The 13,807-nt window shown below is 68.8% G+C and carries 15 protein-coding genes; 8 read left to right on the top strand and 7 right to left on the bottom strand.

The window, feature by feature from the left end; translation table 11 throughout:
* Nucleotides 1–179: 179 nt before the first annotated feature.
* Nucleotides 180–1,805: a ricin-type beta-trefoil lectin domain protein gene (locus FHR38_RS13435; protein ID WP_246446508.1), complete on the top strand. Its 1,626-nt coding sequence runs from the start codon at nucleotides 180–182 to the stop codon at nucleotides 1,803–1,805.
* A gap of 58 nt (nucleotides 1,806–1,863) precedes the next feature.
* Here FHR38_RS13435 and FHR38_RS13440 read toward each other — a convergent pair whose 3' ends face one another.
* Together FHR38_RS13440 and FHR38_RS13445 are read right to left on the bottom strand one after the other, a co-directional pair.
* Nucleotides 1,864–2,319 carry a hypothetical protein gene (locus FHR38_RS13440; protein WP_184534992.1) on the bottom strand — a complete coding sequence of 152 codons (456 nt, stop codon included), beginning with the start codon at nucleotides 2,317–2,319 and terminating at the stop codon, nucleotides 1,864–1,866.
* Nucleotides 2,320–2,477: 158 nt separating this feature from the next.
* Nucleotides 2,478–3,650, bottom strand: coding sequence for a thiolase family protein (locus tag FHR38_RS13445; RefSeq protein WP_184534993.1), 1,173 nt, complete (start codon nucleotides 3,648–3,650; stop codon nucleotides 2,478–2,480).
* A gap of 131 nt (nucleotides 3,651–3,781) precedes the next feature.
* Between FHR38_RS13445 and FHR38_RS13450 the strand changes: the two genes are divergently transcribed.
* Entirely contained in the window at nucleotides 3,782–4,219 is a 438-nt protein-coding gene (locus tag FHR38_RS13450; RefSeq protein ID WP_184539624.1) for a PH domain-containing protein, read from the top strand.
* 72 nt (nucleotides 4,220–4,291) lie between these two features.
* Here FHR38_RS13450 and FHR38_RS13455 read toward each other — a convergent pair whose 3' ends face one another.
* Nucleotides 4,292–5,203: a rhomboid family intramembrane serine protease gene (locus FHR38_RS13455; protein WP_184534994.1), complete on the bottom strand. Its 912-nt coding sequence runs from the start codon at nucleotides 5,201–5,203 to the stop codon at nucleotides 4,292–4,294.
* A 53-nt stretch (nucleotides 5,204–5,256) separates the two neighbouring features.
* Nucleotides 5,257–5,787 carry a peptidylprolyl isomerase gene (locus FHR38_RS13460; RefSeq protein WP_184534995.1) on the bottom strand — a complete coding sequence of 177 codons (531 nt, stop codon included), beginning with the start codon at nucleotides 5,785–5,787 and terminating at the stop codon, nucleotides 5,257–5,259.
* A 118-nt stretch (nucleotides 5,788–5,905) separates the two neighbouring features.
* On the opposite strand from FHR38_RS13460, the gene FHR38_RS13465 reads away from it, so the two are divergent.
* Nucleotides 5,906–6,634 carry a hypothetical protein gene (locus tag FHR38_RS13465; protein WP_184534996.1) on the top strand — a complete coding sequence of 243 codons (729 nt, stop codon included), beginning with the start codon at nucleotides 5,906–5,908 and terminating at the stop codon, nucleotides 6,632–6,634.
* Nucleotides 6,635–6,691: 57 nt separating this feature from the next.
* Here the strand turns inward: FHR38_RS13465 and FHR38_RS13470 are convergent, their stop codons facing one another.
* From FHR38_RS13470 to FHR38_RS13480, 3 genes are all read right to left on the bottom strand, one after another.
* Nucleotides 6,692–7,849 (bottom strand): magnesium and cobalt transport protein CorA, encoded by a 1,158-nt coding sequence (locus FHR38_RS13470; RefSeq protein WP_184534997.1) that lies wholly within the window; start codon nucleotides 7,847–7,849, stop codon nucleotides 6,692–6,694.
* A gap of 281 nt (nucleotides 7,850–8,130) precedes the next feature.
* On the bottom strand, nucleotides 8,131–9,231 hold the full coding sequence (locus FHR38_RS13475; RefSeq protein WP_184534998.1) for an aminotransferase-like domain-containing protein: 1,101 nt from the start codon (nucleotides 9,229–9,231) through the stop codon (nucleotides 8,131–8,133).
* A 127-nt stretch (nucleotides 9,232–9,358) separates the two neighbouring features.
* Nucleotides 9,359–9,751 carry a CBS domain-containing protein gene (locus FHR38_RS13480; RefSeq protein ID WP_184534999.1) on the bottom strand — a complete coding sequence of 131 codons (393 nt, stop codon included), beginning with the start codon at nucleotides 9,749–9,751 and terminating at the stop codon, nucleotides 9,359–9,361.
* Between the two features lie 114 nt (nucleotides 9,752–9,865).
* Here FHR38_RS13480 and FHR38_RS13485 point away from each other — a divergent pair, with 114 nt between their 5' ends.
* The 5 genes from FHR38_RS13485 to FHR38_RS13505 all read left to right on the top strand — a co-directional run bounded on the left by FHR38_RS13485 (nucleotide 9,866) and on the right by FHR38_RS13505 (nucleotide 13,776).
* Complete coding sequence (locus tag FHR38_RS13485; protein WP_184535000.1) at nucleotides 9,866–10,315, top strand: NUDIX domain-containing protein; 450 nt, start codon at nucleotides 9,866–9,868, stop codon at nucleotides 10,313–10,315.
* A complete protein-coding gene (locus FHR38_RS13490) occupies nucleotides 10,312–11,064 on the top strand; it encodes a hypothetical protein (protein ID WP_184535001.1) in 753 nt (250 codons plus the stop codon). The genes FHR38_RS13485 and FHR38_RS13490 overlap by 4 nt, the downstream gene beginning before the upstream one ends.
* Before the next feature lie 225 nt (nucleotides 11,065–11,289).
* Nucleotides 11,290–12,021, top strand: a complete 732-nt coding sequence (locus FHR38_RS13495) for a phosphocholine cytidylyltransferase family protein (RefSeq protein ID WP_184535002.1) — start codon at nucleotides 11,290–11,292, stop codon at nucleotides 12,019–12,021.
* Complete coding sequence (locus FHR38_RS13500) at nucleotides 12,009–13,076, top strand: iron-containing alcohol dehydrogenase family protein (RefSeq protein ID WP_184535003.1); 1,068 nt, start codon at nucleotides 12,009–12,011, stop codon at nucleotides 13,074–13,076. Before FHR38_RS13495 ends, FHR38_RS13500 begins: the two co-directional genes overlap by 13 nt.
* Complete coding sequence (locus FHR38_RS13505; protein ID WP_184535004.1) at nucleotides 13,051–13,776, top strand: CDP-alcohol phosphatidyltransferase family protein; 726 nt, start codon at nucleotides 13,051–13,053, stop codon at nucleotides 13,774–13,776. The genes FHR38_RS13500 and FHR38_RS13505 overlap by 26 nt, the downstream gene beginning before the upstream one ends.
* Nucleotides 13,777–13,807 lie beyond the last annotated feature (31 nt).

The following is a 13,807-nucleotide window of genomic DNA, read 5'->3' on the forward strand; positions in this document are numbered from 1 at the left end:
CCGTCGCCCCGCCCGAGCCGTCGCCCCGCCACGTCGTGGGCATGGTGCGCCACGCCGTACTGAGCTGCGACGACATCTGCGCGCAACAAGTTACTGAGAGGTATTCACATTCCCCGCCCGGGGGGCTACCGTCTGACCATCCGATTGACCAGTAACGATTGGATGGAAGGACCGCGTCGATGAGCGACCCCCGCCCACCGGGAGAACGCAGCCCGCTTCGGATGCCACGACGACGTACCGCCGTCGTGACCGCATTCGTCGCCGGCCTCGTCCTGCCGATGCTCGTCAGCCCTCTCCCCGCCTCCTCCGCCCCCGCACCGGCCCAGGCGCGCCCGCCGATCCAGGCATTGCCGGCCAACCTCGAATCGATCCGTGCCGCCGAGGCCACCCAGCTCTACGGCAGCCCGGCCATCCGCCCGATAGAGCAGCGGAAGGTCGCGCTACTCACGATGGGTGACAGCCAGATCTCCGGCGAGGGCGTGGGGAACTACGTTCCCGGCACCCACCAGCCGGGCAACTGGTGCGACCGGTCGTACGACCAGGCGGTGTTCCGTACCGGGATCTCCTCGGACGTGCAGTACAACATCGCCTGCTCGGGTGCCACCCCGTGGAACCTCATAGCCGGCGGCCCGACCCAGCACAACGAGTTGAACCAGGGTGACCACCTCGCGATCAAGGCACGGAACACCAAGATCAAGCTACTCTGGGTGATCGTCGGCGCGAACGGTGACGGCACGATCCAGTTCGGACCGGTCGCCACCGACTGCACCATCAGCCGGGTGTTCTTCCAGGGCGCGTGCTACCCCGACTACACCGACAACTGGTCGATCCGTACCGACGGTAGCCGGCAGGCCGTCGAGCAGGCGCTCAACGGCATCCGGCAGACCATGACCAACGCGGGCTACCTCCAGTCCGACTACGAACTCGTGTTCATGTCATACCCGAGTCCCGGGGGCCCGGACATCGAGGACAACGCGGACTTCCCGGGTTGGTACAACGGTGGCTGCCTGATGTACCTCGCCGACCTGGCGTTCGCCCGCAACAAGGCGGTGCCACTGTTCGAGAAGGCACTACGGGCCGCCGCCGTCAACACCGGCACCCGCTACATCGACGCCAGCCGACTGTTCCACGGTCACGAGGTGTGCTCGGAGAGCACCTCCGTACGCGGCCTCTTCATCGAGGTTGGCGTCTGGGACGAGAACGCCGCTCGGCAGTCGTTCCACCCCAACTATCGGGGACACGGCATGTTCGCCCAGTGCATGACGGCGTTCTTCAACTCCGGCCAGCAGCAGGGCACCTGCGTCGACCCGGCCAGCACCAACCAGGCCGTGTTCTATCCGGGGCTGTTCGAGTTCAAGCAGCTCCGCAACACGGGCACCGGCAACTGTATCGACGGTGAGGGCTACGACTCCCGAAACGGTACGGCGCAAATCTCGTACACCTGTCACGGTGGCCGAAACCAGGGCTTCTGGTACGACTCCACCCGCAAGTCGCTGCACTCCGAACTCTCCCACGACCGGTGCCTGGACGTCGCGGGCGGCTCGTTGACCGCCAACACCCCGGTCAACATCCACGACTGTCACGGTGGCACGAACCAGAAGTGGGTCTTCTCCGGCAGCCAGATCAAGGCCGCCGGCAACACCAACCTCTGCCTGGCCTTCGACAGCCCGAGCAGTGGTAACCCACGCCTACGCCTGGCGGCCTGCGGCAGCAGCAACCGTCAGCAGTGGTCCTTCCAGTCCCGCTCGTTCGCCAACCCCGTCGGCTACGGTCACGACGACTTCATCGGTTCCCGCGTCTACTGAGATGTAAGGAAGGGTCCCTTCTCATCGCTTTCAGCCATGGAAGGGACCCTTCCTAACGTCAGGTGGCCAGGGCCGGGGCGACCCGGCTCGCCCCGCCGGGCCGGAACCGGTGGTTGAGTACGGCGTCCAACTGCCACACCCGCTTCGGATCGCCGACCTGGATCAGGAACCGCTCGCGTACCCCGTCGATCGCGGTCGCCGCCAGCTCCACAGCGGACAGATTCGGGTCGGAGTTCCAGGTGACGTTGGTCAGGTGCCGCAGCTCGGCGTTGAGGTGCAGGCGCAGTCGACGCAGCAGTCGGGTCCGCCGCATCACCACCAGTCGACGATGGGTAAGCAGTAGCAGGTAGTCGCCCTGGGCCGGCCGATCGACCCGGGTACATCGGGTGACGAGCACGGCGTCGTCGCCGGACTCCATGCATCGCCGCAGGTTGGCCAGGTGTCGACCCGCCCTCGTGGCGGACACCCCGGCCACTACGGCCGTGGGTGGAAGCGTCTGGGAGAACACGTCCATGCGCTGTCCAACGAGGCGTTGACGGCAGATGGTGCGGCATTTACATGGATGAAAGTGAGATTAGCGTTCCCTGAATGTCGTGCGCATGCCGATGTAACGGCACTCCGACCTGCGTCACCACAGGCCAAGTGCCGTCAACCGGATGGTCAGGGAGATACCTACAGCAGTTCGACGATGGTGGCGTTGGCCATACCGCCGCCCTCGCACATGGTCTGTAGGCCGTAGCGGATGCCGTTGTCCCGCATGTGCTGCACCATCGTGGTCATGATCCGGGCACCGGATCCACCGAGCGGGTGGCCGAGGGCGATGGCTCCGCCGCGCGGGTTGAGTCGGGCCGGGTCGGCTCCGGTCTCGGCCAGCCAGGCCAGCGGCACCGGCGCGAACGCCTCGTTGACCTCGTACACGCCGATATCGTCGATGCCCAGCCCGGCGCGGCGCAGCGCCTTCGCGGTGGCCGGGATGGGTGCGGTCAGCATGATCACCGGGTCGTCGGCGGCGACCACGGCGGTGTGGATCCGGGCCAGCGGGGTGAGGCCGTGCTGCCGGGCCCACTCGGAGGTGGTGACCGCGACGGCGGCGGCTCCGTCGGAGATCTGCGACGCCGAGCCGGCCGTGACCACGCCATCGGCCTTGAACGGCGTCTTCAGCTCACCGAGCCGCTCCAGGGTGGTGTCCCGCCGGATGCCCTCGTCGGCGGTGACCTTGCCACCGTCGGCCACCGCGACCGGGGAGATCTCCGCCTCGAACAGCCCGACGTCCTGCGCCGCCGCCGCCTTCTGGTGGCTGGCCAGCGCGAACTCGTCCAACTGGGTACGGGAGAAGCCCCACCGCTGGGCGATCATCTCCGCCCCGACCCCCTGGTTGAACGGCACCGGCTCGTCGACGCCGAAGCCTTCGGCGTCGCGGTAGCGGTCGCGCACCAGATCCCCGTACGGCAGGCCGCCGGTGGCCGAGGAGCCCATCGGTACCCGGGTCATCGCCTCGACTCCGCCGGCGACGACGAGGTCCGCCTGACCGGAGATGACGGTGGCGGCGGCGAAGTGCAGCGCCTGCTGGCTGGAGCCACACTGCCGGTCGACGCTCGTGCCGGGCACCGACTCCGGCCAGCCGGCCGCCAGTACGACGTTGCGGCCGATGTTCCACGACTGCTCGCCGACCTGGGACACGCAGCCCCAGATCACGTCGTCGACGTCGGCCGGCGCCAGGCCGGAGCGCTCGGCCAACGCGAGCAGGACGTACGCCGACAGATCGACCGGGTGCACCGAGGCCAGGCCACCCTTGCGTCGGCCGATCGGGGTGCGTGCCGTACCGACGATGACCGCGTCCCGCATTTTCTACTCCCCAGTAACTAAGCTTTTCTCGATACTACGTCCTGCTGACCGCCTCGTCTCCCCGGCCGTGCCTCATCCTTGGAGGCGTGCACACCGACCCCACCGACGACGAGCGGCACGACAGCAGTGCGTTGCCGGACGACGACCGACCCAGGACCTGGCGCGTGCGCGCACTCCTGCCCGTGCTGAAGGTGGTGGGTGCCGGCGGCTTCGCCGTACTCGGGGCACTGCTCGCCGAAGGCGACCCGGTCCGGTGGGGTCTGGCCGCCCTGGCCGCCGCCGGGCTTCTCGGCTGGGCACTGCGCGACCTGGTCGCTCCGGTCCGCCTCGGCGTCGACGGGGCTGGCATCACGGTGATCACCGGATTCGCCGGTCGGCGACACCTCGACTGGGCCCGGATCGAGCGGATCGCCGTGGACACGCGCCCCCGGCGCGGCCTGCGCACCGAACTCCTGGAGATCGACGCGGGCGACTCCCTGCACCTGTTCGGGCGGCACGACCTCGGCACCGCGCCGGACGAGGTCGCCGCGATCCTCCAGACCAGGTGGCGACGGGCCACGGTCGGCTGAACATGGGCCACTCCGAGTCGAACGCAGGCAACGGTCGACTACACCCGGGCCACGCCGAGTAGCCCGGTTCCGTCAGCCGAGCAGGAACACCGTCCGCACGAGTGTCGCGACGATCAACCCGATCACGACGATGGCGGTGCCGACCGTCTGCACCAGGGCGCGACGGGACCGGGGCGCGTACGCCATCACCAGCGCCACGATCGCGCCGAAGACGAGGCCACCGAGGTGCCCGGCGATGGAGATGCCGGGCACGGCAAAGGTGAAGACCAGGTTGATCACCAGGATCGGGATGACCGACGAGGTGTCCCGGCCAAGCCGACGCATGATGATGAACAGCGCCGCAAAGAGACCGAAGACCGCGGTCGACGCACCCGCCGTCTGGCTGTTCGGCGCGGTGAAGACGTACGCGGCGACGTTGCCGCCGAGCCCGGCGACCAGGTAGAGGGCCAGGAACCGGACCGGGCCGAGAGTTGCCTCCAGCGATCGGCCCAGCACCCACAGTGCCCACATGTTCATGAGCAGGTGGATGAGACCGTAGTGCAGGAACATCGCGGTGATGAGGCGGTAGTACTCGCCATTCGCGATCCCGTGCACGGTGAAGTCGGGAAAGAGCGCCAGCCCGAGCACCGAGCCCCACGTGGTCAACGGGGTGCTGCCGCCGAGCAACCCCCCGAAGCCGCGTCCACCGGCGGCCGCGTCACCCCCGGAGTCCAGGGCGATGGAGAGCAACATGAGCACGACGTTGACGGCGATGATCGCCTTGGTGACGTAGCCGGCACGGCCGGCGGCACCGCCTCCGAAGACGGTACGCACCGGCCGCTGCGTCCGACGCCCCTCCGCCACACATTCCGGGCACTGGTGACCGACCGAAGCATCCCGCATGCACTCCGGGCAGATCGGCCGCTCACACCGGGTGCACCGGATGTAGGTCTCCCGCGACGGGTGCCGGTAGCAGACCGGCGTGGTCGGCGGGGACTCGCTCACGATGCCGCCTTGCCGTGCTCGTTCATGCGAGCAAAGGTACCCCGATCGGGGAATCAGGCCGAGGTACGTTCGATCTCGACGCGCTCGATGACCACGTCGTTGCGCGGCCGGTCGCCGGGACCGGTCGGGGTGTTGGCGATCGCATCGACCACCTTCACCGAGTCCTGGTCGGCCACCTTGCCGAAGATGGTGTGCCGGTTGTTCAGGTGCGGCGTCCGGTCGACGGTGATGAAGAACTGCGAACCGTTGGTGCCCGGTCCGGCGTTCGCCATCGCCAGCAGGTAGGGCTGGTCGAAGCGCAGGTCCGGGTGGAACTCGTCGGCGAACTGGTAGCCCGGTCCGCCCCGGCCGGTGCCGGTCGGGTCACCCATCTGGATCATGAACCCGGCGATCACCCGGTGCGAGATGGTGCCGTCGTAGTAGGGCCCGGAGCCGGGCGCGCCGGTGCGCGGGTCGGTGTACTTACCGGTGCCTTCGGCGAGTTCGACGAAGTTGCGCACGGTCTTCGGCGCGTGGTTCGGGAACAGTTCCAACCGGATCGGGCCGGCGTTGGTGTGCAAGGTGGCGTAGATCGCCTCAGCCACGGGTACTCCTCTGTTGTTGGTCAGTTTCCATGCGGATCCTCCCATGTGCCCGATCTGGCAGTGCGGAGGCATCCAAAGGTGGAGGATGACGAAGGAACAACACCCAGGAGGTGGAACGGTGTTCGGAATTGGTCGGCGTAAGACTCACGGTCAACTCGCGAAGGCAGAGCTGGGCGAGAGCCTCGATCACTTCAGGCGGGCCGCCACCCACGCGGCCGGCGGGGTCGGAGCGACCCTCGGGCCGCGGATGAACGCGGCCCGGGACTATGTCGGCCCGACGGCGACCAAGGTCAGGGGCAAGGCCGCCCACGGGTGGGCGACGACCGTGACGGCGCTCGCACCGCTGGCCGTGGCGGCGGCGGAAGGTGCCCGGCACGCCGGATCGACCGCCCAGAAGGTGAAGCCGAAGAACATGCGAGCGATGCGGAAGAAGGAGTCACTGATGGCACGTCGACGGTGGCCGATGTTGACCGGGATCCTGGCCGCCAGCGCCGTGGTCGGGGTGGCGGGTGCGGCGGCGGTACGCCGTCGTCGGCAGCAGGACTGGGACGCGTACGACGCGGGTCGGGCACTGGAGTCCGTCCGGGAGGACGCCGAGACGTTGGCTGCCAGCTCGACCTCCGCCCTCCGATCCGAGTCGGCCAGGGCCACGACCGGTTCGAGTAACGGTGCCACGGAGAAGGCCACCGACAAGCCGCTGGTCAAGACCGCGGAGAAGGTGGCGGAGAAGGCCAGCGACCGGCCGTCCCCGGCCACCCTCGCGGAGGCCAGCCGCAAGAGCCCGACCAAGAGCGGGGACGGGGTGCTCGGCAGCGCCGGTACGGCGACGAGCAACAGCCGGAACTGAAAAGACCCTCGGCTCGGTACCGCGACCAGATCCACCGGTCGCGGTACCGACGTCTGGTCAGAGCCAGCCGTTACGCCGGAACATCCGGTACAGCACCAGCGAGGATCCGAGCATCAGGGCGAGTACGACGGGATAGCCGTACGTCCATTTGGTCTCTGGCATGACGTCGAAGTTCATGCCGTAGATGCCGGCGATGGCGGTCCACACGGCCGCGATGGCCGCCCACGCCGCGATCTTGCGCATGTCGTTGTTCTGTTCGACGGTGACCTGGGCCAGGCGGGCCTGGAGGATCGAGTTGAGCAGGTCGTCGTAGGAGTTGACCTGCTCGACCGTACGGGTCAGGTGGTCCTGCACGTCGCGGAAGTAGCGCCGGATCTCCCCCGGCACCTCCCGGTTGATCTGGGCGGTCAGGGTCATCAGTGGACGCTGGAGCGGAACCACCGCCCGCTTGAACTCCACCAGTTCCCGCTTCATCTGGTAGATCCGCTGGATTCGCCCGTGCGCCTGACGACCGAACACCTGGGTTTCCAGGGTGTCCAGGTCGTCCTCCACCCGGTCACTCACCTCCAGGTAGAGGTCGACCACCCGGTCGGTGATCGCGTAGGCCACCGCCCACGGCCCCTGGGCGAGCAGTTCCCGGCTGCTCTCCAGGTCGGCCCGGACCGGGGCGAGTCGGCAGGCGTCGCCGTGCCGCACGCTGATCACGAACTGCGGGCCGATGAAGAGCAGCACCTGCCCGGTCTCCACGACCTCGGAGTTCTCCGTGAGTTCGCCGTGTGCGACGTACCGGGCGGTGCGGAGCACCAGGAAGCTGACCTCACCGAAGCGTTCCAGCTTGGGTCGCTGCTCGGCCTTGACCGCGTCCTCGACCGCCAACTCGTGCAGCCCGTAGCTGGCCGCGATGCTGGTCATCTCGGCCAGGCCCGGTTGGTGCAGGCCCAGCCAGACGAAGGCGTCGCGCCGCTGCTGCGCCTGGGCCAGCGCCTCGGCGTAGTCCCAGTCGCCGGTCTGCCGTACGCCGTCGATGTAGAGGGCGCAGTCCACCACCGCAGTGCGATCAGGGGTACTCACCGCCGACGGCTGTTGACTGCCGTCGGCGTTGAGGATGCGCGTCATCGCCCGTACCGGGGCGGTCCAGGCGCGGGATCGGGGTATCCGATCCTTACGAGCTTCTGCACCGGTCCCGGCCCGGCCGCGGTCGAATCGCTCCGCCATCGGGGCCCACCTCCCTCCCGCCAGCGTGACCTCTGCCGGATGCAGGCTACGCCGGTGGGTGGAACGGTCGGCCGGGCGTGGTTGGGGTGGCGCCGGGTGGACCGGCCGCTCGGGGGGTAGGTGCGGCCGGCCCACCCGGCGCCTTTGGGGGGCGGGGGGTTATGCACAGGAGGTCAACCGCAGGAACGGTTGGCGCTCGCAGCATTGTGAGCTGTGCAGCACCTCTCTGGAAACCCCCGACAAGCAACCTCGACCGTTTGTCGGATATCCGACAAACTTTCTTATCCCTGTCCGCGGACCGCTTCGACAGCCTCCGCCAGCCGTCGTACACCCTCGTCGATCCGGTCGGGGGTGACCGCCGAATAGGCCAGGCGCAACGCGTGCTGGCCACCGTCGAGAAGGAAGTCGCTGCCCTTGACAACGGCCACACCCCGCTCCGCGGCAGCAGGGGCGAGCTTGTCGACCTGCACGTCCGTGGGAAGTTCGACCCAGAGGAAGTAGCCGCCGTCCGGCTCGATGAACCGTACGCCCGGAATGTGCTCGCGCAACGCCGCGGCCAGCAACGTCGCCCGCTCGCCCAGCGCGCCACACACCTTCTCGACGGAACGGTCGATGTCGCCGGAGACGCAGAACTGGTGCACGATGGCCTGCGCCACCATGCCGGGCGAGATGTAGAGGCTGGTTGCCCGCTTGGCGATGTCGGCGATCAGCGCCGCCGGCCCGACCAGGTAACCCACCCGTACGCCGGGGCAGACGGTCTTGGTGAAGCTGGACGCGTGCACCACGACGTCGTGCTCGTCGAGGGAGAGCATGGACGGCAGCGGCTCGCCCCGGAACCGGACGTCGGCGTACGGGTCGTCCTCGAAGATGGTGAAGCCGTACTCGACGGCCAGGGCGAGCAGCGCCTGCCGCTTCTCCAGGGAGAGCGTGACCCCGGCCGGGTTCTGGTAGTTGGGGATGATGTGCGCCACCGTCGGGCGTACCCCCGACTCCAACAGTTTGCCCAGCTCGTCGGTGTCGATCCCGTCCGGCTGGATGGTGACCGCATGCACCTCGGCACCCTGCTGCTGGAGGTTGAGCAGGGTCCGGTCGTAGGTCGGCCGCTCCACCACGACCGCGTCACCCGGCTTGACGAGCCGGTCGAAGAGGAACGCGTCGGCCTGCAACGAACCGTTGGTGACCAGCACCTGGTCGACGGCGACACCGTGCTTGGCCGCGATCCACTCACGCAGCGGCAGGTAGCCCAGCGAGTTGCCGTACGCGGTGATGCCGGCCGGGTCCGCATCGAAGGCCCGCACGGCGGCGGCCTTGAGCCCATCGATATCGACGATGTCCAGCGAGGGTGCCCCACGGGCAAACGAGATCAGCTGCTCAGCGGTCATGACTACTCAGCGTACGGGTGACCATGGCCACAACGACGCAGGTATGGCCATGTCCGAATGGTGAGCCGTAGCCGGACGCTCCTCCCGCGTACCGGATCAGCCACTGCGGGACGGGTCCGGAGCGGGACTAGCGGGATGCGGCAGCCCGCTGTCCAGCCCAGACCCGGACGATGTCCCGAACCGAGATCACGCCGAGGACCTCGGCATCCGCCAAGACCACGAGGTGCCGGAACCCGCCCCGGACCATCGACGCCGCCGCCTCCTCCAGGGTCCAGTCCGGTCCGGCGTAGACCACGTCCCAGGTGAGATGGGCGGAGGTACGTTCCACATCGCAGTCGAGTCCGGCTCCGATGGCGTTAAGTACGTCACGTTCGGTCATGATCCCGATCCCGTGCGACTCGGGATCGACGACGACCGCTGAACCCACCCGTCGCTCCGACATCATCCGGGCGGCCTGCCGGAGCGTGTGCTCGGGGCCGACGACGAGAACCTGGCTGGACATCGCTTCACGTACCCGCATCAGACATCACTCCTGCGGACGGCAGCATCAGTACGGCAATACTGACCTTGCGGGCATCGAAGTACAAGACCTCCGTACTGTCCGGGGCAGCTTGCCGGTCGCTACTGTCGAGGGGTGCCCCCCGAGCCCCTACGCTGCGCCGGAGCCCTGATCGTCGATGACGACGGGCGGATCTTCTTCCAGCGGCGATCCCCGCACCGTCGGCTGTTCCCCAACGTGTGGGACATCGTCGGCGGGCATCTCGAACCCGGCGAGGACACCGAGGACGCGCTCCACCGCGAAGTCACGGAGGAGACCGGCTGGACCGTCTCCCACGTACTCGGGTTGGTCGGCGAATACCGCTACACCGGCAACGATGGCATCGAGCGGATCGAAGTGGACTTCCTGATCCGGGTCGACGGCGACCTCACCCGGCCCTGTCTGGAGGTCGGCAAACACACCGAGTTCCGGTGGCTGGCCGAACACGAGATCGCCGTACTCGACGAGCACCGCGAGGTCAACGACGGACTGATCCGCCGGATCGCCGAGGACGGTTTCGCCGCGCTACGTTCGATCGGCCTGTGAACGACGACGTTCCGCTGGCGCCCCCCGACTTCGCCGCACTGGTCGCGCCGGCCATCGACCGGATCTTCATCTCCGCCATGGCGACCGCGCACGAGTTCGGTGGCACGGAACTGAACCAGCGCTACGGCGGGCCGGCGGCCACCGGTTTCCTGGTCGAGTTCCGCAGCCGGGCAGCCGCCCCCGGTGGCGTGGTCAGCGGCCCCGGCTTCGCCGCCGTGACCCGCTATCGCGACTCGGTCGAGTGCCAACGCGTACTCGACAAGCAGGTCGCCCACGCGATGATCGTGCGGCAGGGTGACGGCGGTTTCTCCGCCACCGACCGGGGTCGGTCGTTCCTCGCCGACCTCTACGAGCTGCACGCCCGGATCACCCGCGAGATCTGGGACGGGTACACCGCGCGGGTGGCCCGGCTGGTCGGCATGCTCGGCCTGCTGCTGACCGCCGCCGCCGAGGACGCCGACGCCGCCGCGTTCCACGCGATGGCCCCACCGTACGAGCCGGACGGCACCCCGTCGGCCGTACTGCTGCTCAACCGGCTGGGTGCGCTGCGCTACCACCGAGCCGACGCGCACGCTGCCGCATGGGGGGCGGCCGGACACACGGCGCGCAGCATCGCCGAGCTCACGCCGGGTCCGCAACGGCAGACCATCGAGCTGGAGACCAACCGCCGGGCGGGTATGCCGTACGCCGCACTGACCGCACCGGAGCGGCTGGCGCTGCTCGCGGACCTGGCCGCTCTGCCCGGCTGAACCTGGCCGTGCTCTAGCCCGGCTGAACCTGGCCGCTCTGCCCGGCGGAACTTGGCCGGCGGCGGGCTGTGCTGCCGTTCAACGCTATCCTTCCGAGCGGTAACCCGATTAACCCGAGTAGCCCAAGTGTCCCGGAGCAGTTGTCGCGAATCGTCGCTATTGATCGTTCCGGGGACTGTTGTCATGGTTTTCGCGGCCCTCGTCGTCGCGAGAGAGGATCCACGAATGATCGGTATGGTGCTCGCCGCGGGCGCGGGACGTCGACTGCGCCCGTACACCGACACCCTGCCCAAGGCACTCGTCCCGGTCGACGGGGAGACCACCATCCTCGACATCTCGCTGCGCAACCTCGCCGCGGTCGGCCTGACCGACGTCACCGTCGTGGTCGGCTACGCGGCCGAAGCCGTCGAGAGCCGCCAGTCGGCCCTGGAGGACCGGTACGGCGTCAAGCTCAGCCTGGTGCACAACGACAAGGCCGAGGAGTGGAACAACGCGTACTCGCTCTGGCTGGCCCGGGAGCACTTCGCCCAGGGCGCACTGCTGGTCAACGGCGACACCGTGCACCCGGTAAGCATCGAACAGACGCTGCTCGCCCAGCGTGGCCCCGGCATCCTGCTCGCCATCGACTCGGTCAAGAAGCTCGCCGACGAGGAGATGAAGACCACCTTCGACGCCACCGGTCAGCTCACCCGGATCACCAAGCTGATGGACCCGGCGGACGCCTTCGGCGAGTACATCGGTGCCACCCTGATCGAGCCGCACGCCGCCGCCGGACTCGCCGACGCGCTGGAGACCACCTGGAAGCGGGACCCCAACCTCTACTACGAGGACGGCTACCAGGAGTACGCAGACCGGGGCGGTGAGGTACGGGCGGCCACCATCGGCGACGTACCGTGGGTCGAGGTGGACAACCACGACGACCTGGCCCGGGCTCGGGAGATCGCGTGCCACTACTAGCCCGTTCCGTCATGACGCCCCTGGCCATCGAGGTGCGCCGGGGGGCGGTGGCCGACCTGGGCGCGATCCTCTCCGACGGGCGGATCTCGGCCGGTGGCGACGTCGCCGTCGTGGTCGGCCCCGGTCAGGGCGAGAAGATCGGCGAGCTGATCCGCCCGACGCTCGGTTCGGCGGACGTCTTCACCGTCACCGGCGGCAGCATCGACTCCGCCACCGACCTCAGCGCCAAACTCGGGGCCCGCTCGTACGACGCGGTGGTCGGCATCGGCGGCGGCAAGACCGTCGACGTCGCCAAGTACGCGGCCACCCGGCGCGGCCTACCGATGGTCTCGGTAGCCACCGCCCTGGCCCACGACGGCATCGCCTCCCCGGTGGCGAGCCTGGTCACCGACGGGATCAAGGGCTCGTACGGCGTACACATCCCGATCGCGGTCATCGTCGACCTGGACTTTGTGGAGAGCGGCCCGGAGCGGCACAACCGGGCCGGCATCGGCGACGTGGTAAGCAACATCAGCGCGCTCGCCGACTGGGAGCTGGCCCGGCAGGTACGCGGTGAGCCGGTCGACGGACTCGCCGCGAGCCTGGCCCGAGCCGGCGCCGAGGCGGTCATCAACCACCCCGGCGACATGAGCGACGACGGCTTCGTCACCGTCCTGGCCGAGTCGCTGATCTCCAGCGGGCTGGCGATGGCGGTCTGCGGCACCAGCCGCCCGTCCAGCGGCGGCTGCCACGAGATCATGCACGCCATCGACGCCCTCTATCCGGGCACCGGATCACACGGGGAGTTGGCCGGACTCGGGGCGCTGTTCTGCACCTTCCTGCGCGGTGACGAGAAGCGGTTCGTCCAGATGTCCGCCTGCCTGGCCCGGCACAACCTGCCCCGTACCCCCGCCGACGTGGGGCTCAGTGACGACCAGTTCGTCGAGGCGGTGGCGTTCGCGCCGCGTACCCGGCCGGACCGTTACACGATCATCGAACACCTCGACATGGCGCCGGACGAGATCCGTGGGCGACTGGCAGACTACGCCGATGCACTCCGCGACCCCCTCGGCTGAGCTGTCCCGTCCGACCACCGCCGACTTCTACCGCGTCAACCGGGGCGGCGGTCTGTTCAGTGAGACCATCAGCCAACGCCTCGGCGCCGGCTTCGCACTGGCGGCGCACCGGCTCGGCCTGCCCCCCACCGGGCTGACCATCGCCAACCTGGTGCTCGGGCTGGCCGCATCGGTGACCGTGGTGGCGCTCGCCGACCGGGTCGCCGCTGGGGACGTACCGGCCTGGGTGGTCGGGCTGGTCGCCCTGGTCGGCTGGCAGGTGGCGTACGCCCTGGACTGCGCCGACGGGCAACTCGCCCGGGTCACCGGTCGGGGCAGCCCGGCCGGAGCCCGGGTCGATGTGCTCTGCGACGTGGCGGCGCAGATCGCGCTGGTCACCGCCCTGGGCACGGTGGCGGTGGCGCAGACGCCGAGCACCCCGGTGTGGCTGGTGGCCGCCTTCGCCGGCACCTGGATGGTCAACCTGGTGACCTCGGTAATGCAGGCCGGGCCGAACGCGGCCAGCATGGTCACCTCGACCTCACTGCCGGTACGACTGGTCAAGCTGCTCCGGGACTACGGCGCGGTGATCACCCTGGCCGGTTTGCTCCTCACCCTCGTCCCAGCGTGGACAGTGTGGCTGATCGTCGCGTTCACGATCGTCAACGGCGGCTTCCTGCTCGCCAGCATCGCCTTCTCCGCCCGCGCCTCCCTACGTTGATGTTAGGAAGGGCCCCTTCCTATCGCTTTTT

Source organism: Micromonospora polyrhachis, assembly GCF_014203835.1.
Lineage (GTDB): Bacteria > Actinomycetota > Actinomycetes > Mycobacteriales > Micromonosporaceae > Micromonospora_H > Micromonospora_H polyrhachis.

Excerpts from the sequence above, each read along its gene's own strand:
- FHR38_RS13480 (WP_184534999.1), bottom strand. The coding sequence starts at position 9,751 with ATGCGGGTACGTGAAGCGATGTCCAGCCAGGTTCTCGTCGTCGGCCCC.
- FHR38_RS13505 (WP_184535004.1), top strand. The coding sequence starts at position 13,051 with ATGCACTCCGCGACCCCCTCGGCTGAGCTGTCCCGTCCGACCACCGCC.
- FHR38_RS13470 (WP_184534997.1), bottom strand. The coding sequence starts at position 7,849 with ATGGCGGAGCGATTCGACCGCGGCCGGGCCGGGACCGGTGCAGAAGCT.
- FHR38_RS13435 (WP_246446508.1), top strand. The coding sequence starts at position 180 with ATGAGCGACCCCCGCCCACCGGGAGAACGCAGCCCGCTTCGGATGCCA.
- FHR38_RS13445 (WP_184534993.1), bottom strand. The coding sequence starts at position 3,650 with ATGCGGGACGCGGTCATCGTCGGTACGGCACGCACCCCGATCGGCCGA.
- FHR38_RS13475 (WP_184534998.1), bottom strand. The coding sequence starts at position 9,231 with ATGACCGCTGAGCAGCTGATCTCGTTTGCCCGTGGGGCACCCTCGCTG.
- FHR38_RS13440 (WP_184534992.1), bottom strand. The coding sequence starts at position 2,319 with ATGGACGTGTTCTCCCAGACGCTTCCACCCACGGCCGTAGTGGCCGGG.
- FHR38_RS13495 (WP_184535002.1), top strand. The coding sequence starts at position 11,290 with ATGATCGGTATGGTGCTCGCCGCGGGCGCGGGACGTCGACTGCGCCCG.